Source organism: Glaciecola sp. HA4-3, from assembly GCF_055693685.1.
The window spans coordinates 1,121,386-1,141,692 of the sequence record NZ_CM146340.1; the positions used below are offsets into that span (position 1 = coordinate 1,121,386).

Below are 20,307 nucleotides of genomic sequence, written 5' to 3' on the forward strand. Positions count from 1 at the left end.
AAAGTAATAAGGAAGAACCGTGTTCAAATTTTTCATGTCGATTACAGTATTGTTCTTTTTAGTGTCAATCAATGTTACAGCAGTGTTTGCTCAAACAGATCCTGGCAGTGATATTTGGATTGGTCGCATTGATTTTGACGATAAAAAGCCGGTAAAAGAATTGTTTAGGGTGACAGATTCCCCTAGTTATACTAACCAGCCTTATTTTTTCAGTGACAGGCACTTATTTTTTACAGAAATGCTTGGCAGTGGCGAAAATCTGCAAACTGACATTTTTCATTTTGATCTCGAATTGGGCGAGATAAGCAATATTACAGAATCAGCCGAAAGTGAATATTCTCCTACGCCTGTACCAAATAAAAATGCGTTTTCAGTAATTAGGGTTAATGAGCAAGGCTTACAGGAACTTTGGGAATTATCTATGCAAGGCAAACTTGAGCGGCATTTAGTGCCTGCTATTGAGCCTGTTGGATATCATGTTTGGCTTAATGCCAATGAACTACTTTTGTTTGTGTTAGACGAACCACACAAACTGGTAAAAGCGACAATTGCTGAAACAGAATTAATTGGGACAAAATTGGATGAGAATATAGGAGCAAGTCTTTATCAATATAAAGCTAGTGACTGGTTCTTGTATTCAAAGCATGATGATGGAGATTGGTTAAATGCCTATCATTTAGGTCAAGAAAAAACCTTTCAGATAGATGCTTTACCTGAGGGAACACAGTATTTTGACGTCTCATCGCAAGGGCATATAATTGCAAGTGATGGTACAGATTACTATATTAGAAAGCTTGTCGAAACATCAAATGGTTTAGTATTTCAATTAGAATGGACACGTCTTATCTTGCCAGTAGAAGAATGTCAAAATGGTGTGTCGAGGGTAAAAATGTCTCCTGACGATACGATGATAGCATTTGTTTGCAATCGCAAAGCACTTGCTAACGCAGAGTAAAGTAACAAAAAAAGGGCCTCTTTTAAGGCCCTTTATTAATTGTAACAGGAATTAGCTAGCAAAGTTACTTGACGCAAATTCCCAGTTTGCAAGTGCCCAAAAACCTTCTAGGTAGTTAGGACGCACATTTCTATAGTCGATATAATATGCGTGTTCCCACAAATCTACGGTCAACAATGGCGTGACACCATCTTGCGTAATCGGCGTACCAGCATTGCTAGTATTAACGATATCTAAGCTACCATCTGCTGTTTTAACTAACCAAGTCCAGCTAGCGCCAAAATTATTAACAGCTTTATCATTGAATGCCGCTCTAAACTCCGCAAAAGACCCCCACTTTGCGTTAATTGCGTCTGCAAGTGCACCACTTGCTTCACCGCCACCGTTTGGACTTAAACTATTCCAATAAAAAGTGTGATTCCACGTTTGAGCAGCGTTGTTGAACAAACCACCTTCGCTTGTTTTAACAATTTCTTCTAGGGACTTATTCGCAAAGTCAGTACCCTCGATTAAACCATTTAGCTTCGTCACGTATGTGGCGTGATGCTTACCATGGTGAAAATCTAGCGTTTCAGCTGAAATATGAGGTTCTAAAGCAGTTTTTTCGTAAGGTAGTGCTGGTAATTCAAAAGCCATTTGGTCTCTCCATTTATGTATGTCAAACTTGTTTAAAGTGTAGCGCTAAAAATTGATTGATACAGGCGCACAATAAAATAATTACTAATAAGATATTCTCTAATTCTACTGAACAAGATCAGTTTTGTTTATATTTTCGTAGTATTATCTTTGTATCCACTATATGGGCTTGAAATAAAATTTTTCAACCGCATATTTTCTTGATGATGAATAATATGGTAGCAACATGGAAACTATAGATAAGATTAAAGAACAGATCAGCGAAAACCCAATTTTGTTATATATGAAAGGCTCGCCAAAACTGCCTTCATGTGGGTTTTCTTCTCAAGCGTCTCAAGCATTAATGTCATGTAATGAGCAATTTGCTTATGTTGATATTTTGCAGAATCCTGACATTAGAGCTGAATTACCAAGATATGCGGATTGGCCTACGTTTCCGCAGTTGTGGGTTGATGGAGAACTTGTTGGTGGCTGTGACATTATCATGGAAATGTTCCAACAAGGTGAGTTACAGACCTTAATTAAAGAGGTAGCGGATAAAAATAAGCCCAGCGAAGAGTAACGATATCTTAAACAAAAAAGCCGCTAATTAGCGGCTTTTTTATTATCAAAGTAGTGTTAACCAACATCTTTAAAAAGTGTTTCATCGACAATAGTTAAATCAATGATTTGTTGCGCCATATTGATGCAGGTACCACATTTAGTTCCCACATTTAGGGTTTGTTTTAGCTCACGAATATTACCAACGCCATGTTCGACAACAGCGTTCTCAATTTGCTTATCAGTAATCCCATGACAGACACAAACGAACATTTCAATCTCAACTCAAGTAACAATGTAAATGATAATAGTTGTTATTTAGATTAAAAGCAAGTGTTTTTGATGTAATAAAATATACGTTTGTTATTTAATGGGCCAGCCGCCAAGTGCATGATATTTATTTACCATATGACAGAAAAGCTCCGTCGTTTTACTTGTGTCATACAATGCCCCGTGTGCTTCGTTTTGGTTGAATGTTATGCCAGCACTTTCACACGCTTTTATTAATACAGTTTGACCCAAGGTTAATGCAGCAAGTGATGTTGTATCAAATGAAACGAAGGGGTGAAAAGGTGTCCGTTTTATATTAGAGCGGGTAATTGCTGCGTTAACAAAGCTTAGATCGAAGTTAGCGTTGTGTGCCACAATTACGCTTCGTTGGCAATTCGCTGCCTTTTGCAAAGCCCTAATATGTTTACAAAGGTCCTTCATAACTTGTGCTTCCGGTTTCGCTCCCCGTAAAGCACAAAAGGGCTTGATACCGTTAAAGTCAATGGCAGATTGTTCAATATTTGCACCCTCAAACGGCACTACATGTTCATGAAATACTTTGTCTGGATGAATTAAACCTTCGTCATCCATTTTGACCGTAATGGCTGCTATTTCAAGAAGGGCATCAGATGATGCGTTAAATCCAGCCGTTTCCACATCAATAATGACGGGAAAGTAACCTCTAAATCTATCTACTAATTTTAAAGCCTGTTCACTCATTTTTTTAATCGTTAATTGACCTTGTGATAGTATGCAGGACTTGCACAAAATAGGCTAAACCTTTTGTTGAATAAGCCGATAAAAACACATGTTATTAGAGGGCTTTCATGTTGAAACACTTAATTATTTTAATTGGCTTGTTAATGCTAAGTGGCGCTGCACAATCAAACGTGCGTCAATATTCATCAAGCATTGAAGGATCGCAATGGGTCCTTGATAAACAAACAAGATTAGTGTGTGAAATCTCTCACCAAGTGCCTTAGCTATGGCACGGCTTTATTTACATCTCAAGCGTCTAAACAACTTAATTTAGACTTCACCTTAGATATGCTTCGTTTACCAAGTGTCTATGACCAAGCCATTGTGTATTCAATGCCGCCTCCTTGGATGAGGGGGGCTAGGCAAAAAGTGATAGGCGATATACCCATTAGAAAACAATTCCCTAGTGATGCGCCAACAAAGTTAGCGTGGCAAATGTTAACTGAGCTTGAAAAGGGGTTTTGGCCAACCATTCATTACAAAGATTGGAACAGTGATAATGATGATGTGGCAGTATCGTTGAATGCTAGCAATTTTAAACAGACATATGCGCTTTTTAATCAATGTGTTCGTCAACTCTTGCCATATAGTTTTGATGATATTGCCTATACTATTTTATCCTTCAAAGATGATACGTCAAAATTGACCGAGTATTCTGAGCAGCGTCTTGACATGATAGGTGAATATCTAAAAGAAGATTTGGATCTTGAACTTGTGCTCATCGATAGCTATACAGATAGCTATGGAGCGGCTTGGTTGAATGAACAGATTTCACAAAAAAGGGCAGTAGAAATTAGAGATTACTTCGCAAGTCTTGGCATTGACCCTGACCGTGTTGAAATAACAGCCCATGGCGAAAAACGACACGCATCACCTAATATGACGGCGTCGCAAAGACAAAAAAATAGACGAGTAGTGATTAGGATGAGTAAAAGCTAATCAGTCTTTTATCACCCCTAATCTACTTTATCTTTGAACTCACACAAATCCTCAATAATACAAGAACCACAGCGCGGTTTGCGAGCAACGCAGGTATAACGTCCATGAAGTATAAACCAGTGATGCACATCCACTTTAAACTCAGCAGGCACGACTTTTAATAGCTTTTCTTCGACTTTATCTACGTTTTTTCCCATCGCGAATTTTGTTCGATTACTCACGCGAAAAATATGAGTATCAACAGCAATCGTAGGCCAGCCAAATGCTGTGTTTAGCACTACATTAGCTGTTTTCCTTCCAACACCCGGCAAAGCTTCAAGCGCTTCTCTACTTTGTGGTACTTCGCTGTTATGCATTTCTACTAATATTCGACAGGTTTCAATTACATTTTTTGCTTTTGAATTAAACAAGCCGATTGTTTTTATGTAATGTTTGAGTCCATCAAGGCCAAGTGCATAGATTGCTTCTGGTGTATTTGCTACCGGATACAGCTTGTCTGTTGCTTTATTCACGCCTACATCGGTGGCTTGTGCAGACAAGATAACTGCTATTAACAATTCAAAAGGGCTTGAAAAATTTAGCTCGGTAGTGGGGTGTGGATTTGCATCCCGCAGTCTTACTAGTATCTCTTTGCGTTTGTCTTTATTCATTTTTTAAATATCAGTACCTGTAACGCGTGCGCGTTGCACGACTTTTTTATTATTCTGTTCAGTACGCTTTTCAATCATGGTGTCGATAATGTTTTTAGCCGCAATAATGAGCCCCATGCCAATAAAGGCGCCTGGCGGAAGAACGGCCAATAAAAAGTTAGCATCAGTTGAGTAAATCTGTATGGTAAGAATCTTTGCCCATTCACCAAATAAAAGTTCTGCACCAACAAATAGGGTGCCTAGGCCAAGAATTTCTCGCATAGCACCAAGTACAAGCAAAATTAAAGTAAAGCCCATTCCCATCATTAGACCATCAAAAGCGGCAAACTTAACTGAGTTTTTTGAAGCATAGGCTTCGGCGCGTCCAATAATTGCACAGTTGGTGACGATTAAGGGAATAAATATCCCCAATACTTGATAAAGACCATACGTAAAGGCATGCATTAGTAACTCAATAACGGTTACAAAAGCAGCAATGACCATGACAAATATTGGGATACGAATTTCATTGGGAACAAAATTACGTACTAAGGACACGGTAATATTTGAACCAAGCAAAACTAAGGTAGTTGCAATTCCCAAACCTAGGCCATTAATAAATGTGCCTGTTACTGCTAAAAGAGGGCACAAGCCAAGCAATTGAACAATAGCTGGATTATTTTTCCATAAACCATTAACACTCAGCGTTTTAAATTCATTGTTCATATTCATTCACTATCATATGTTTGCTCATCGTTTATCGAATCAAACGAATCTACATTGGGGATATGTTCACAATTTGCTGGCGCAAGGTACAGCGCTGTCGATGATTCACTGGCGTATTGTGCAGCGTTTTTCACAGCGTTAACAACTGCTCTAGGTGTAATCGTAGCGCCTGCAAATTGATCGAATTTACCGCCATCTTTTTTTACTGCCCACTGCGTTTGTGTTGCTTCTGTGTAAGGATAATCATTAAAGCTCAGAATCCAGTCACTTATCCTTAAGTCAATTTTATCACCTAAGCTAAGGCGTTTCTTTATGTGAAATCACTCTGCTACCTAACACCGTGTTTTGAGTATCTAGTGCAACGACTAAATCAATCGCACCACTGTAGCCATCTGGCGCTGTAGTCTCAACAATAAGTGCTTTGTTTTGCCCTTGCATACGGGCACGAAATATACGTTGAGGCTTACCGCCTAGCAAAGGGTCTTCATCAACAACAACACAGTCTAAATGTAATTGGTTATCGTGTAATGAAGGGGGGACTACTTCGTTGAGAACTGATAGTAATTGCTTTTCTTTTGCATCAGCAATTTTATCATGAGTAAACGTGTAGGTAAGTGCAATTAAACTGGTTGTTGCTAACGCAAATACTGCCAAAGTTAGACCGTTCTTTTGTATTACTTTAATCATTGATCTTCCTTTGAAGCGATATTTTTAGCTTTTAAGGTATGCCCATAAGTGCGGGGTCTGGTGTAATAATCAATTAGTGGTACCGCCATATTCATTAAAACCACCGCAAACGCAACTGCGTCTGGATATCCACCCCATGTTCTAATGACAATAATCCAAAAGCCTATTGCAAGGCCAAATACGATTCGTCCTTTGTTTGTCGTTGCCGCCGATACGGGGTCTGTCGCGATAAAAAAGGCCCCCACAATTAAACTACCATTAACTAAATGAAACCATGGAGACGCATGGGTGCTGCTATCAAATAAAAACAATAGTAACGAGAACGTCATGGCTCCAGCGATCATACTAAATGGAATGTGCCAATTAATGACCTTCACTTTAAGTAGAAATAATCCACCAGCAAAATATGCCAATGCAACCCATGTCCATGCTTGTCCGCTTGAAAGAGCAAACAACTGATTATTCATTGCTTCAGCAATGATATAACCCTCGCTAAGTGATATTTTTATATGATCTAAAGGAGTAGCACTTGTAGCACCATCTACTACTACCCTTAGTTGTTCAATACTATACCCATCTACCGAATATCCTGTAAAAATAACATAAACTGCATCAATAAAACTGTAGTTAATTTCAGTGATAGCAAGAGGGGCAACCACATCGTCATTTGAACTGGAAAAGAAATCAGTAACATGACATAGGCTGCCATGGCGGGATTAAACATATTAAAGCCTAAGCCACCGTAGAGTTGTTTTACGAAGCCTATTGCAAAAACACTTCCAATTACGATAACCCACCAAGGTGCTAACGACGGAATACTAATGGCGAGTAACAACCCGGCAAGCACGGCACTATAGTCTTTAACAGCGCGTTCCGTATCTTTTTTTCTAAGCTCTAAAATAAGTGCTTCGACTGCAACACAGCTGATAACGGCTAAAAATGCTTGAATAATCAGCCCATAACCAAACATCAATGTTTGCGTAATAAAACCGGGTATCATCGCAAAGATGACTAATCGCATTACTGCACCAGTATCTCGTTGGTTGTGATGGTGAGGTGAGCTTGCTACTTGAAGTTTGCTCATGCTTTAGGCTCTTTGTTTGCTTTAGCTGCCGCTTTTTTTGCTTCAGCTTTTGCTATTGCCGCCGCCACTTTTTGCTTCTTGTTATCCGCTTTTAAGGGCGTTGATTCTTGTGGGGTTTGAGTGGTATCTGCGCCACTATCGACTTTACTGTCATTGGATTGATCTTCTTGAACCGCATTTTGTGCATGTTTTTCTGCTAAAGCCTGTTTTTTAGCTTTTGCTCTTGCCAGTGCAGCTGCAATTTTGTCTTGCGCGCCATTGCCATCTTTTTTCATGGCTTGCTTTCTTGCTTCTGCTGCTTTTTGATGTTTCTCTTCTCGCTCTCTTTTTTCTTTTTCTAGCCTTTCATTACGAGCTTCGAAACGAATCCTTGCCTTTTCTGCCTGCTGTTTCTCTGCAGCCTGTTGTTTGATATCACTTTTTGCTTGTCGGTAATAATGAACAAGTGGAATTTCGCTAGGGCAAACATACGCACATGCACCACACTCAATACAATCAAATAAGTTATATTCTTGTGCTGTTTCATATTCTTTTGCTTTGCTATACCAAAACAATTGTTGAGGAAGAAGCGAGGCGGGACACGCATCTGCGCACGCTGAACAGCGGATGCAAGGGCGCTCACTATTAATGTCAGGTAGCTCTTTGTCCGCGGGCGCTAATAAACAGTTTGTTGTTTTGACCACCGGAATTTTCGCCGTGGGTAGAGTAAACCCCATCATCGGGCCACCCATAATAATGCGGGGTTGTTTTTGTTTTTCCCGATTGTAGTGCGCATGTTCTAACAAATGACTAACGGGGGTGCCTATAAGTGCCCAAACATTTTGAGGCTCATTAAACGCTTTACCTGTTAAGGTCACTACACGCTTTATCAGCGGCTTGCCTTCGATAACCGCATCAGCAATAGCAAAACATGTCCCAACATTATACATCATGCAGCCCACGTCAATTGGAAGGCCGTCTGAAGGTACTTCTCGAGAGGTCAACACTTGAATGAGTTGTTTTTCGCCGCCTGCGGGATATTTTGTTGGAACACTAACAACTTGATAATGGTTTTGCTGCTGACAAGCAATTGATAAGGTCTCAATTGCTTTTGGCTTATTATCTTCAACGGCGATAATGACCTGTTTTGCTTGTAAAATGTGAGACAAGATATCAATACCTTGTCGTATCTGCCAAGCATGGTCACGCATCAGCCTATCATCTGATGTTATATAAGGCTCACATTCGATACCATTGATAATTAAAAACTCTAAGGGCTTTACATTATTTGATTTTATATGAGTAGGGAATCCTGCTCCGCCCATTCCGCTGATACCTGCAGACGCTATGGCGCTGACTAATTCAGATTTGCTTAATGCACTATAGTCGTTTGTTCCGCTTATTGGGACAGCTTTATCTTTTCCGTCAGGCTGCAGGCAAATACTGATTTGTGGCAGGCCTGAGGGATGTGCACTAGGATGCGGTGTAATGTCGACTATTTTGCCAGAGGTAGGGGCATGAACGGGAACACTAAATGGGTTTGTGCTATGCGTTAACGCTTGATATTTAAGTACTCTGTCACCTTTATTGACGCATAAATCGCCCTCAACGCCAATATGCTGTTTAATTGGAATGTAAAGGATATCCGGTAATCCAACTTCACTGATTGGACAATGGTTTGACAAGGTTTTATGTTGCTCTGGGTGTACACCTCCATTGAAATCCCATAGATCACCCACGCTAAGTCTTTCTAAAATCGTGTCATAGTCAGCAAAAACACCCATATTTACTTATTTTCTCCAAAACTCATGCTATGAAACTTGCTTGATCGGAATATCACCGATAGATTGGAAATTCCATTGCCACGTATCTGATGTTTGTGGCAAAGGTAACATATCAATACAATCCACAGGGCAAGGGTCCACGCACAAATCACACCCTGTACATTCACCAATTATGACAGTATGCATTTGTTTCGCAGCACCTACTATTGCATCAACTGGACATGCCTGAATACATTTAGTACAGCCTATACACTCATCTTCACGGATGTAAGCCACTTTTTTTACATCTTCAACGCCGTGTGATGCATCAAGAGGTTTTGCTTCTACACCCATCAATTCAGCTAACTCCTTGATGGTTGCTTCTCCGCCAGGAGGGCATTTATTAATTTCATCTCCATTTGCGATAGCTTCAGCATATGGTCTGCAGCCAGAGTATCCACATTGCCCACATTGTGTTTGAGGCAATATGTTATCAACTTGTTCAACCAAAGGGTCGCTTTGGACTTTAAATTTAATTGATGCATAGCCTAAACCCGCACCTAAAATTAGGGCGATCACGAAAAACACCAATAGCGCAATTATTGTTAAGCTCATTTTACCAAGCCTGCAAAACCCATAAAGGCTAATGACATCAGACCGGCTGTAATCATAGCAATGGAGGCACCTTTAAATGGAGTGGGTACATCAGCGGCAACTAAACGTTCTCTCATCGCAGCAAATAAAATCAAGACAAATGAGAAGCCACCAGCGGCACCAAAGCCATAAACGATAGATTCGATGGCATTATGTTGTTTGGTTGTGTTTAATAAAGCGACACCTAAAACAGCGCAATTAGTCGTGATTAAGGGAAGAAATATACCCAATAAGCGATAGAGCGTCGGACTTGTTTTGCGCACTACCATTTCAGTAAATTGCACAACAACAGCAATCACTAAGATAAAACTTAGCGTTCTTAGATAAGCAATTTCAAGTGGAACAAGAATATAGGTTTCGACTAAATAGCTTGATAAAGAAGCCAAGGTGAGAACAAAGGTGGTAGCCATTGACATGCCAATTGCAGTTTCTAGTTTTCCGGACACACCCATAAATGGGCATAGGCCTAAAAATTGTACTAAAACAAAATTATTGACTAATACTGTTCCGAGCAGCAGGAGTAACAAATCTGACATATAGGATACTTTTGAATAATTTAATAGTTAAAACGTGCTAGCAAACATATTTAATTTTTTATGTCGTTATTATCGCCTGTTAGCGCATATTTAACAACACAGAATGAGTAGGGTTATGTATATTCATTGTTGATGAGGTAACTGGAGCGTTACATTTTGTATAAGAACAAATAGGTGATGAGGTTGGCTCCCCCTCCCCGACTCGAACGGGGGACCTGCGGATTAACAGTCCGTCGCTCTAACCAACTGAGCTAAGGGGGAATCGACTCATTTTTGATGCGTTAAAAGTGGCTCCCCCTCCCCGACTCGAACGGGGGACCTGCGGATTAACAGTCCGTCGCTCTAACCAACTGAGCTAAGGGGGACCTGTCTTTTAACGGTTGCGCATATTAATGAGCATCCTTACAACTGTCAACTAACATTTGCCGATTTTTACTAATTTAACACAATAAAGTCTCAAGTGTTTGTTTCTTATACATAGATTTTGCCATAGATTTACTTCACATTTCGATAAAATATGAGCATTCTAAAGAAAATAATTTTTTAAGCAGTAATTCTGTTTTTATATAGCAAATTAGAATAGAAAACCGCTTGATAACTGTCATTACGTACAGTGTTTAACGAAAGTGTCACAATCCAAAATGCCTCTCTGGGTTAGTAACAACTTACCTATATTTTAAGCAACTAGGTGACAGCTTGCGCCATTATTAAGGCGCACGCACTTATCCACTTAAGCTGTGGATAAGTTTGTGGATGAAAATTGAATTGCTAGACTTTAAAAAAATACAAATTGTCAATAATAAAGATGCTAAATGAATAAAATAAAATTATACATAACAAAATCATGGGCTTAATTATATCTTTGATTAAAAGAGAAGATCATAGGTAAAATTTTGATAAAAAGAGGAGCTCTGTGTGTAAAAAATCTTGACATTAAGCTTTCTGTTAGGACGCCAAATTTTTGACTTAGTCATTAGTCTCGTTTTTGCTCATTTTTACACATAAATAATAAGGTCTTAGTCATTTATTTATTGGCAAACCATTGTCTTTGCTTGCGTCATAACAAATATCAACTCTACCAAGTGTCTCTTTTAAACTAAAATGAACAAAATAAACGGTATTTGCATATAAACAGTCTGACAAAATTTGTGTCATAATGCATAGCTCAAAATAATCTGTGTTACCTCTTATTCTTGCTTGACTAAACGGACAATATAAACACTTTGACTACGACTCGTAATCCAAACGATATGGTAAAAGGGGACTTAAGAAAGACCCTAATTGATATGACTGTGCCTATGATTCTGGGCTTGATAATGCTAATGACATTCAGCATTGTGGATACTTTCTTTGTTAGCTTGATTGGCACGGATGAGTTAGCTGCGATTAGCTTTACATTTCCAGTAACATTTACGGTTATTAGCCTCAATATCGGTCTGGGTATTGGAACTTCTGCTGTCATTGGGCGCTACCTGGGAAGCGGCAAAGGTGAACGAGCAAAAGTACTAGCCACTGGCTCATTAATGTTAGTGACAATATTAGTGGGTATTTTAAGTGTTGTTGGGTATTTATTTATCGGACCAATCTTTCGCTTAATGGGCGCCAGTGAAACCTTACTACCGTTAATTCATGACTACATGTCTGTGTGGTATTTAGCTGGGATTTTTCTGGCTATACCAATGGTAGGTAATGCTGTTTTAAGAGCGTCTGGAGATACCAAAACGCCCAGTATTATTATGGCGGTTGGCGGTGCAATCAATGCTATTTTAGACCCAATATTAATATTCGGCTATTTGGGGCTGCCCGCTTTTGGCATTAAGGGCGCAGCTATCGCTACATGTATAGCTTGGGCGGTCTGTGTTGTTTGGATTATATATTTGTTGGCAATTAAGCGTGAGCTTATTGAGCCTCGATTACTTAAGTGGTCTGAATTTGTAGATGCCGCGAAAGGTGTTCTTAGCATTGGTTTGCCTGCCGCTGGTGCAAATATGTTAACGCCAATTGCCGCAGGGTTTGTCACTGCTGTTGTTGCAGGATATGGTGCTCATGCCGTTGCAGCGTGGGGTGTTGGAAATAGATTAGAGTCTATTTCAAGCATTGTTGTACTTGCATTGTCAATGTCCCTCCCGCCATTAATCAGCCAAAACTTTGGTGCTAATCAGCATCAGCGCATACATGATGCGTACAAGCTATGCTTAAAATTTATCATGGTATGGCAATTGATTGTTTTTGTGCTGTTAGCGCTCACAGCCCCTTACATTGCGGCTATTTTCGCTGATGACGAGCAAGTGACCGATATCATCATATTGTTTTTACTTATTGTGCCGATTGGCTATGGTTTTCAAGGAATTATTATCTTAACTAATAGTTCATTTAACGCGATGCATAAGCCAATTGCTGCAATGTGGCTCAGCATTATTAGACTATTTGTTTGTTATATTCCAATTACATTTCTTGGTAGCTACTTGTATGGCTTAGAAGGATTATTCTGGGGTTGTATTGTGGCAAATACAGTTGCCGCGATTATTTCGTTTGTTTGGTTTACCCGTGCAATTAACGCACAAAAATTAGCATGTGAGCTGGCGCCGGATAAACAAGAAAATTCAGTGGGTGAGGTATAAAATGGCAAAAGGATTTGATTTAAAGGCGAAATATTCGCCAGCGGGAGACCAGCCTAAAGCAATTGAGAGTTTGGTTGATGGTTTAGAAAGTGGTTTAGCTAGACAAACGCTTTTAGGTGTTACGGGTTCAGGCAAAACCTTTACAATGGCTAATATTATCTCACAGGTACAACGTCCAACCTTAATAATGGCACATAATAAAACATTAGCCGCTCAGCTATATGGAGAGATGAAAGAATTTTTCCCAAATAATGCAGTAGAGTATTTTGTTTCATACTATGACTATTATCAACCTGAAGCGTATGTGCCTAGCACAGATACTTTCATTGAGAAAGATTCATCAATTAATGATCATATTGAACAAATGCGCCTATCTGCTACTAAAGCGCTAATGGAAAGGCGCGACGTCATAATAATCGCCTCGGTATCAGCAATATATGGTTTGGGTGACCCTCAAAGCTACATGAAAATGCTTTTACACCTTCGTCAAGGTGACTTGATGGATCAACGAGATATCTTGAGACGATTGGCCGAGTTACAGTATAAGCGAAACGACCTTGCTTTTGAACGTGGCACTTTCCGAGTGCGTGGTGATGTTATCGATATTTTCCCTGCCGATTCTGAGAAGCAAGCAGTTCGTGTACAGTTATTTGATGAGGAAATTGAAAAAATAAGTCTTTTTGATCCCCTAACAGGTGCGGTTGATAAGGATGTTATTCGTACGACTGTTTTTCCTAAAACTCACTACGTAACGCCTCGCGAAAAAATCCTCAATGCAATCGATGCGATTAAAATTGAGTTAAAAGATAGGCAAGCGCAATTAAAAGATAACAACAAGCTTCTGGAAGAGCAGAGGATATCTCAACGTACACAATTTGACATTGAAATGATGCTTGAACTGGGGTATTGCTCTGGTATTGAAAACTATTCGCGATACCTATCAGGCAGAGCGCTAGGAGAGCCACCCCCAACACTATTAGATTACTTTCCTGCAGATGGCTTATTGTTTATAGACGAATCACATGTGACAGTTTCACAAATTGGGGCGATGTACAAAGGTGATAGGTCAAGAAAAGAAACTCTTGTTGAGTATGGCTTTAGGCTGCCATCAGCATTGGATAATCGACCTTTAAAATTTGATGAATTTGAACATATCTGTCCTCAAACAATCTATGTTTCTGCAACACTATAGGCAACTTTGAATTAGAACAGACTAAAGGTGACATCATTGAACAGGTTGTCAGGCCCACTGGCTTATTAGATCCTCAAATTGAAGTGCGCCCTGTTGCGACTCAAGTCGATGATGTGCTAAGTGAAATACATAAGCGAGTCGCACTTGATGAACGAGTATTAATTACTACACTTACAAAACGCATGGCAGAGGATTTAACTGAATACCTGAATGAACACGGTGTTCGAGTTAGATATTTACACTCTGATATTGATACAGTTGAAAGAATCGAGATTATCCGGGACTTACGTTTAGGTAAGTTTGACGTATTGGTGGGCATAAACTTGTTACGAGAAGGACTTGATATGCCTGAAGTCTCGCTTGTTGCTATTTTAGATGCTGACAAAGAAGGTTTTTTACGGGCCGAAAAGTCCCTTATTCAAACAATAGGACGAGCCGCTCGTCATTTAAATGGCAGAGCGATTTTATACGGAGATACGATTACTAAATCGATGAAAAAAGCGATTGATGAAACAAATAGAAGGCGTGAAAAGCAACAAGCGCATAACGTAGCAAATAATATTGTACCGCAACAATTAAACAAAGCGATAACCGACATAATGGACTTGGGAGATAGTGCACATCCTGCTGCTGGTAAAGTTAAGCTCAAGAAGCTGTCTGATCAAGCAACAACGAACAAAAAACTTAGCTTAGCTCAGATGATGGAGAAAGTTGCAGAGCTTGAAAAACAAATGTTTGCACATGCAAGGGATCTTGAATTTGAAAAAGCGGCTTCAATGCGTGATGAAGTAGAACAATTAAGACAAGATATCGTTAAATTATCGTAATTGAGTGAATAAAAATTACTTAGTGTTACGCTCAATGCAGTTGTTTTAGTTAATATGCGCAAAAAAGCATAAAGTTTTAGTTATGTGGAACGATAACTAATGTATGACTCAAACAGCTTACTTACGCATTGAATGTTTAATTTTGGTCTTCATAAGGATATTGATTGCGTAGTGGCTATAATTATCAAGTTTATACCCTTTTAGGAGTATCAACTGAGGTGCAACATGCTAAATCGCTTACAAGAATCTGATATTAAACTACTACGTGTCTTCTACGCAGTAGCATCATGTAATGGCTTCACGGCAGCTGAGCCTGTGTTGAGAATGCAAAGACCTAATATTAGTGCAGCGATTAAAAAGTTAGAAGAGCGACTTGATTTGGTTCTGTGTCATCGTGGCCGTGGTGGCTTTCAGATGACGAAAGAGGGTGAAGTCGTTTTTCAAGAAACAAAGCGTATTTTTAATGCATTTGATAATTTTGTTTTTAATCTTAAATCGCTGCATGATGATTATTCCGGGCACATCACCATCGTACTTATGTCAGGGCTAGCGACCTCGATGCAGCTTGCTGTTAGTAAAGCGGTTAAAAGTACAATGAAAAAATTCGATGACATTCACGTTAATATTCAAACGCGTTTATACAATGAAGTCGAGCATGTCGCGTTGTCTGGCGAATGTCACTTGGTTTTATCAACCTATGACATGGTAAAGCCTGAATCTGTAATGTTTCATCCCGTCGGTGTGAACATAGCAGGGCGGTTGTATTGTTCACCAACTCACCCTTTAGCCAAATATAGAGATGTCGAAAGACTACCTGAAACGGTTAATATTGAAGATTTTCCTGCGATTGGAATTTCAGGCTTATCTTCTTCAAATTATATATATAGCGAAAAGCGTTTATCGATCCAAACGTTCTCTGACTCTTTTGAAGTGTGTATGGCAGCAATAATGACTGGAGAATATATCGGGTTATTACCTGATTACATCGCAAAGGAGCAAGGCGCAGCCACGGGACTTGTGCCATTAGCAAAAGGCAGTATGTTTCCTTTTGAACATGAACTTTTTGTGATGAACGGGAAAAATACTCGTTTGAACCCAGTGCTTCGTCATTGCATAAAAGAAATCGAATACTTTGTATCTCAAAGCCAAAAATAAAGTATTGAATGCGACAAAACTAAACTGCACTAAACAAAATTCAACTTATCTGCTCATATGCTAAAGGGTCGGTGACTTTGCATTTTTCAAAAGCTTCTAGCCGCTCTTGGCATGAACCACATTTTCCACATGCTTTTTCTCTTCCGTTATAACACGTCCACGTATCTGCATAATCCAATTTCATCGCTAGGCCTTGACGGAGAATTTCAATTTTATCATATTCCAAAAAGGGTGCTCTTACTTCTACGGCTTGATAGTTGGCAATTTTACACACCTGATTCATAGCGTCTACGAACTCGGTTCGACAATCAGGGTATATTGCATGATCGCCTGAATGCGCCCCAAAGTATACAGCTTCAGCTTCAATTGAAACAGCATAACCAACGGCTAATGACAATAAAATCATATTACGGTTAGCAACAACCGTCTGTTTCATCGAATCTTCTTCGTAGTGCCCTTCAGGAACATCTATATCACTTGTGAGTGAAGAGCCCAAAATTAACTGATTGATACTAGTAATATCGACTATCTTATGGCAGATATTCTGCTGCTCACATACTCGTTTAGCAAAATCAAGCTCTTTGTTATGTCGTTGCCCGTAATCGAAGGAAACAGCGTGTACTTCGTAACCTTCATTTAGCGCTTTGTGAAGCACGGTAAAAGAATCCATCCCACCTGAATATATGATTACTACTTTGTTTTTTGACATAACTTTTGACTGTTGACGATAATTATGTCGCGAAGTTTACGGTATCAGTGATAAAATCCCAAGTATTAGACCAGAAATAATCTAGAAGAATTTTTATGTCGACGTTGTTAGTCAATGAAATATTTGAAACTATTCAAGGAGAAGGGGCCCATACGGGAACACCCTCTATATTTGTAAGACTTCAAGGTTGCCCAGTAGGTTGTCCTTGGTGTGATACACAGCATACTTGGGATACGCTACCTGAAAATGTCAGCAGCGAATCTATTATTGTGACCAAGCAAGGTGATGATCCAAGGTATTACAGTACCGACGAACAAAAGCTATTTAAATTATTTGCAGCGCAAGAATACAAAGCTAAGCATATTGTCATTACCGGTGGTGAACCTTGCATGTTTGATTTATCAGATTTCACAAATATGGCACATGATTTAGGCTATAGCACGCAGATTGAAACCAGCGGTACCTTCGAAATAAAGTGTGCAAGTGAAACATGGGTCACAGTCTCTCCTAAGATTAATATGAAAGCAGGCATGCCAGTATTACCGCAAGCTATGCGACGCGCAGATGAAATAAAGCACCCAATTGCTATGCAAAAACACATAGATGAATTAGACCAATTATTGCAAGTAAGCCTAGGGGATACTAAACTTGATGGTGAACACGCACGCAGTCCCCTGATTTATTTGCAACCAATTAGTCAGCAAGACAGAGCGACCGACTTGGCAGTGAAAACGTGCATCGAGAGAAACTGGAAACTGTCTGTACAATTACATAAATATATTGGTGTTGAGTAGATAATGAATTTACAAAATGGATGGCGTTTATTATTTGCAAGCTTATTTTTTAGCTGTCTATTGCCTAATAGTCATGCCGCAGTTTGGCAAATAACTTATCCTCAATCTCCTGTTGAAAATGATGTTCGCTACCTTTATCCAATCGCAGTATTAGATCTTGCGCTTCAAAAAACAGGCGTAAGATATGAATTGTTAGCGTCTGATAAACCGATGAGACCGGATCGCGCTTTAAAACGCTTGGAAGAAAATTTAGAAGTGAATGTTATGTGGTCTATGACCGATATTCAACGTGAAAATACCTTGTTGCCAGTTCGGATTCCAATATCTAAAGGCTTAATCGGTTGGCGGATGTTTTTGGTTCACAAAAACCATCGTTTATTAAATAAGCCTATAAGATCCCTAGATGACTTACTCGACTACAAACCTGTGCAAGGTATTAGTTGGCCAGACACTAAAATATTGCAAGCAAACGGCTTTAATGTATTAACTGCACAAGATTATATTGGAACCACAGCATTACTTCAAAATCGTTCGGCTGACTTTTTTCCCCGCTCAGTCATAGAAATTAATGAAGAGCTATCAAATCAATATTCAAGAGATTTTCGATTAAAAAAAGGCTTGTTAGTACATTACCCCGCTGCACAATATTTTTTTACCAACAAGCAAAATGTAACGCTTGCAAAGCTAATCGAAACTGGGCTTAAAAGGGCGATTAATGATGGCAGTTTTGATGCCTTATTTATGGAATTTCACGGTGACACCATTGAAAAACTGGGTATTGATGAAGCGAAGTCATTTGAATTGACTAACCCTCTATTACCTGAAGCAACACCAGTAGATGAAGAAAGTCTTTGGTTTTACCCGCTCAAACGGTCGGTAGAATAAACACTAGGGCTTATTCTACCAACTGATGACATTAGTCGGTGAATTCACCTGAATGGACGGTCTTCATAGACCGTCCGGAAGGATCTGCTGAGGCCTTAAAACTGGCATCCCATTCAAGTGCTTCAACTGTACTGCAAGCGATAGACTTACCGCCTATGGTACACATTTGGCTGCACTTTCTTGCGGGAAAAACTGCTCAAAAATGGTTCGATAGAAATAACCCTCTTTGGTATCTGGCGTATTAATTGGAAAACGAAATTCAGCGGTAGCTAGCTGTTGCGCACTTACAACACCCTCAACATGTTCTTTGATTGAATCAATCCAACTATAGCCAACGCCATCACCAAACTGTTCTTTTTGTCGCCATAAAACTTGAGCAGGAAGGTATGTATCATCATCAAATGCTTTGCGTAAAATCCACTTTTCCATTCTTCCATCTATACACATTTTATCTTTAGGGTTAAGCCTCATGGCAACATCCATAAACTTTTTGTCTAAAAATGGTACGCGTGCTTCAACCCCCCAAGCGGATGTGGCTTTATTTGCTCGGGCACAATCAAACAAGTGAAGTCTATCAAGCTTACGTACGGTTTCTTCATGAAACTCTGTCGCATTTGGTGCTTTATGAAAGTACAAATAGCCACCAAAAATTTCGTCTGCTCCTTCCCCTGATAATACCATTTTAATACCCATTGCTTTGATTTTGCGGGTCATTAAATACATTGGGGTGGCCGCGCGGATAGTCGTAGTATCAAAGGTTTCAAGGTGATAAATCACGTCTGATATGGCGTCTAATCCCTCTTGAATAGTAAAGTGTATTTCGTGGTGAACAGTGCCAATCATGTCAGCCACTTTTTTAGCTGCTAGCAAATCAGGTGCACCCTCAAGACCTACAGCAAAACTATGTAGTCTTGGCCACCAAGCGTCACTTTTGTCTTCATCTTCTACACGTTTTGCGACATATTTTGCTGCCACCGCAGATACTAAAGACGAATCAAGTCCCCCAGACAACAAAACCGCATAAGGAACATCTGACATAAGGTGACTTTTTACTGATTGTTCAAAAGCAGCTTTTAAGTCGTCTAGGTTGGTATGATTGTCTTTAACATTATTAAAATCCATCCAGTCGCGCGTGTAATACTTTACTAATTCACCATTTAGCATGTAATGGTCAAGGTGGAAATTCCGATACAGTTTTACAAATTGGAACTAGTGCTTTCATTTCGGATGCGACATAAAAATTACCATGTTCGTCAAATCCAGTATAAAGCGGAATAATACCAATATGGTCTCTTGCAACTAAGTAGTCACCGCTTGATTTGTCATAAAGTATAAAAGCAAACATGCCTTCTAGTTGGTCGATGAAGTTGGGGCCATGTGCTTGATACAAGGGAAGTATAACTTCACAGTCTGAGCGCGTTGCAAACGAATATTGAGAAGATAGTTTTGTGCTTAACTCTTTGTGATTATATATTTCACCATTAACAGCAAGTACTTGATTGCCATTATCGCTAATAAGTGGCTGGGCGCCTGTATCAACGTCAACGATCGCAAGGCGCTCATGACATAAAATTGCATGCTCATCTTGCCAAATGCCAGACCAGTCAGGTCCTCGGTGACGAAGGAGTTTGGATAACTCTAATGCTTTTGTTCGCAGCTGAGTTGCGTCAGATTTGATATCTAAGATACCGAAAATACCACACATAGTAAGATTCTTCCCCTTGTTAAAGACACAACTGTGTCATAGCGTTTGTTTTATTGGATTTCTGTCGAGAAAGGCACTATTGAAGCAGGGGATTACCCTTTTTGTCGCGTTTTCGTATTTTTATTATTGATAAACGTTATGTTCTTTCTTGTCCTTGAATTTGCCACGCCCACAAAAAAAAGCAAGTGTTTATTTAGCTTAATAAAGATTCTTTTGTGATTAATAAAAAAACGCGACAGTATTTACAACTTGTCGCGTTAAT

The 20,307-nt window shown here is 39.4% G+C and carries 18 protein-coding genes, 2 tRNA genes and 5 pseudogenes; 8 read left to right on the forward strand and 17 right to left on the reverse strand.

The features are described from left to right. Positions 1-19 precede the first annotated feature (19 nt). Positions 20-955: a TolB-like translocation protein gene (locus tag ACZ1G6_RS05365; protein ID WP_472618382.1), complete on the forward strand. Its 936-nt coding sequence runs from the start codon at positions 20-22 to the stop codon at positions 953-955. A gap of 51 nt (positions 956-1,006) precedes the next feature. Here the strand turns inward: ACZ1G6_RS05365 and ACZ1G6_RS05370 are convergent, their stop codons facing one another. After that, positions 1,007-1,591, reverse strand: coding sequence for a Fe-Mn family superoxide dismutase (locus ACZ1G6_RS05370; RefSeq protein ID WP_472618383.1), 585 nt, complete (start codon positions 1,589-1,591; stop codon positions 1,007-1,009). A gap of 226 nt (positions 1,592-1,817) precedes the next feature. Between ACZ1G6_RS05370 and ACZ1G6_RS05375 the strand changes: the two genes are divergently transcribed. After that, entirely contained in the window at positions 1,818-2,153 is a 336-nt protein-coding gene (locus ACZ1G6_RS05375; RefSeq protein WP_472618384.1) for a Grx4 family monothiol glutaredoxin, read from the forward strand. A 56-nt stretch (positions 2,154-2,209) separates the two neighbouring features. Here the strand turns inward: ACZ1G6_RS05375 and ACZ1G6_RS05380 are convergent, their stop codons facing one another. Further along, positions 2,210-2,404, reverse strand: coding sequence for a (2Fe-2S)-binding protein (locus ACZ1G6_RS05380; protein ID WP_472618385.1), 195 nt, complete (start codon positions 2,402-2,404; stop codon positions 2,210-2,212). 90 nt (positions 2,405-2,494) lie between these two features. Next, entirely contained in the window at positions 2,495-3,121 is a 627-nt protein-coding gene (gene rnt / locus ACZ1G6_RS05385; protein WP_472618386.1) for a ribonuclease T, read from the reverse strand. A 107-nt stretch (positions 3,122-3,228) separates the two neighbouring features. Here rnt and ACZ1G6_RS05390 point away from each other — a divergent pair. Then, positions 3,229-4,099, forward strand: a pseudogene (locus tag ACZ1G6_RS05390) (flagellar protein MotY). 17 nt (positions 4,100-4,116) lie between these two features. Here the strand turns inward: ACZ1G6_RS05390 and nth are convergent. The 12 genes and pseudogenes from nth to ACZ1G6_RS05450 form a co-directional block, all read right to left on the reverse strand. Beyond that, entirely contained in the window at positions 4,117-4,749 is a 633-nt protein-coding gene (gene nth / locus ACZ1G6_RS05395) for an endonuclease III (protein ID WP_472618387.1), read from the reverse strand. A 3-nt stretch (positions 4,750-4,752) separates the two neighbouring features. Then, complete coding sequence (locus tag ACZ1G6_RS05400; RefSeq protein ID WP_472618388.1) at positions 4,753-5,454, reverse strand: electron transport complex subunit E; 702 nt, start codon at positions 5,452-5,454, stop codon at positions 4,753-4,755. Between the two features lie 2 nt (positions 5,455-5,456). Further along, on the reverse strand, positions 5,457-5,588 hold the full coding sequence (locus tag ACZ1G6_RS05405; RefSeq protein WP_472618389.1) for a hypothetical protein: 132 nt from the start codon (positions 5,586-5,588) through the stop codon (positions 5,457-5,459). Positions 5,589-5,621: 33 nt separating this feature from the next. Next, positions 5,622-5,768 (reverse strand): annotated as a pseudogene (locus ACZ1G6_RS05410) (electron transport complex subunit RsxG); the annotation flags it as partial. Then, positions 5,752-6,141, reverse strand: a complete 390-nt coding sequence (locus ACZ1G6_RS05415) for an RnfABCDGE type electron transport complex subunit G (RefSeq protein ID WP_472618390.1) — start codon at positions 6,139-6,141, stop codon at positions 5,752-5,754. The pseudogene ACZ1G6_RS05410 and the gene ACZ1G6_RS05415, both read right to left, overlap by 17 nt. Continuing rightward, positions 6,138-7,225 (reverse strand): annotated as a pseudogene (rsxD, locus tag ACZ1G6_RS05420) (electron transport complex subunit RsxD). Before rsxD ends, ACZ1G6_RS05415 begins: the two are co-directional and overlap by 4 nt. Beyond that, positions 7,222-8,988 (reverse strand): electron transport complex subunit RsxC, encoded by a 1,767-nt coding sequence (rsxC, locus tag ACZ1G6_RS05425; RefSeq protein WP_472618391.1) that lies wholly within the window; start codon positions 8,986-8,988, stop codon positions 7,222-7,224. Before rsxC ends, rsxD begins: the two are co-directional and overlap by 4 nt. 27 nt (positions 8,989-9,015) lie before the next feature. Further along, positions 9,016-9,582, reverse strand: a complete 567-nt coding sequence (gene rsxB / locus ACZ1G6_RS05430; RefSeq protein WP_472618392.1) for an electron transport complex subunit RsxB — start codon at positions 9,580-9,582, stop codon at positions 9,016-9,018. After that, positions 9,579-10,157, reverse strand: coding sequence for an electron transport complex subunit RsxA (rsxA, locus tag ACZ1G6_RS05435; protein WP_472618393.1), 579 nt, complete (start codon positions 10,155-10,157; stop codon positions 9,579-9,581). Before rsxA ends, rsxB begins: the two co-directional genes overlap by 4 nt. A gap of 184 nt (positions 10,158-10,341) precedes the next feature. Further along, positions 10,342-10,418: transfer RNA gene (locus ACZ1G6_RS05440), tRNA-Asn, on the reverse strand. Between the two features lie 27 nt (positions 10,419-10,445). Beyond that, positions 10,446-10,522 (reverse strand) — tRNA-Asn (locus ACZ1G6_RS05445). A gap of 655 nt (positions 10,523-11,177) precedes the next feature. Beyond that, the gene (locus ACZ1G6_RS05450; protein WP_472618394.1) at positions 11,178-11,312 is read right to left on the reverse strand and encodes a hypothetical protein; all 135 of its coding nucleotides are present in this window, start codon (positions 11,310-11,312) and stop codon (positions 11,178-11,180) included. 95 nt (positions 11,313-11,407) lie between these two features. On the opposite strand from ACZ1G6_RS05450, the gene ACZ1G6_RS05455 reads away from it, so the two are divergent. The 3 genes and pseudogenes from ACZ1G6_RS05455 (at position 11,408) to ACZ1G6_RS05465 (ending at position 15,952) form a co-directional block, all read left to right on the forward strand. Continuing rightward, on the forward strand, positions 11,408-12,778 hold the full coding sequence (locus ACZ1G6_RS05455; protein WP_472618928.1) for an MATE family efflux transporter: 1,371 nt from the start codon (positions 11,408-11,410) through the stop codon (positions 12,776-12,778). A gap of 1 nt (position 12,779) precedes the next feature. Continuing rightward, positions 12,780-14,797 (forward strand): annotated as a pseudogene (gene uvrB, locus ACZ1G6_RS05460) (excinuclease ABC subunit UvrB). 225 nt (positions 14,798-15,022) lie between these two features. Next, on the forward strand, positions 15,023-15,952 hold the full coding sequence (locus tag ACZ1G6_RS05465) for a LysR family transcriptional regulator (RefSeq protein WP_472618395.1): 930 nt from the start codon (positions 15,023-15,025) through the stop codon (positions 15,950-15,952). A gap of 40 nt (positions 15,953-15,992) precedes the next feature. Here the strand turns inward: ACZ1G6_RS05465 and queC are convergent, their stop codons facing one another. Next, on the reverse strand, positions 15,993-16,661 hold the full coding sequence (gene queC, locus ACZ1G6_RS05470; RefSeq protein WP_472618396.1) for a 7-cyano-7-deazaguanine synthase QueC: 669 nt from the start codon (positions 16,659-16,661) through the stop codon (positions 15,993-15,995). 95 nt (positions 16,662-16,756) lie between these two features. On the opposite strand from queC, the gene queE reads away from it, so the two are divergent. Beyond that, complete coding sequence (gene queE / locus ACZ1G6_RS05475) at positions 16,757-17,455, forward strand: 7-carboxy-7-deazaguanine synthase QueE (protein ID WP_472618397.1); 699 nt, start codon at positions 16,757-16,759, stop codon at positions 17,453-17,455. A 3-nt stretch (positions 17,456-17,458) separates the two neighbouring features. Further along, positions 17,459-18,340, forward strand: coding sequence for an amino acid ABC transporter substrate-binding protein (locus ACZ1G6_RS05480; protein WP_472618398.1), 882 nt, complete (start codon positions 17,459-17,461; stop codon positions 18,338-18,340). A 31-nt stretch (positions 18,341-18,371) separates the two neighbouring features. Here the strand turns inward: ACZ1G6_RS05480 and asnB are convergent. After that, positions 18,372-20,045: pseudogene (gene asnB / locus ACZ1G6_RS05485) on the reverse strand (asparagine synthase B). Positions 20,046-20,307 lie beyond the last annotated feature (262 nt).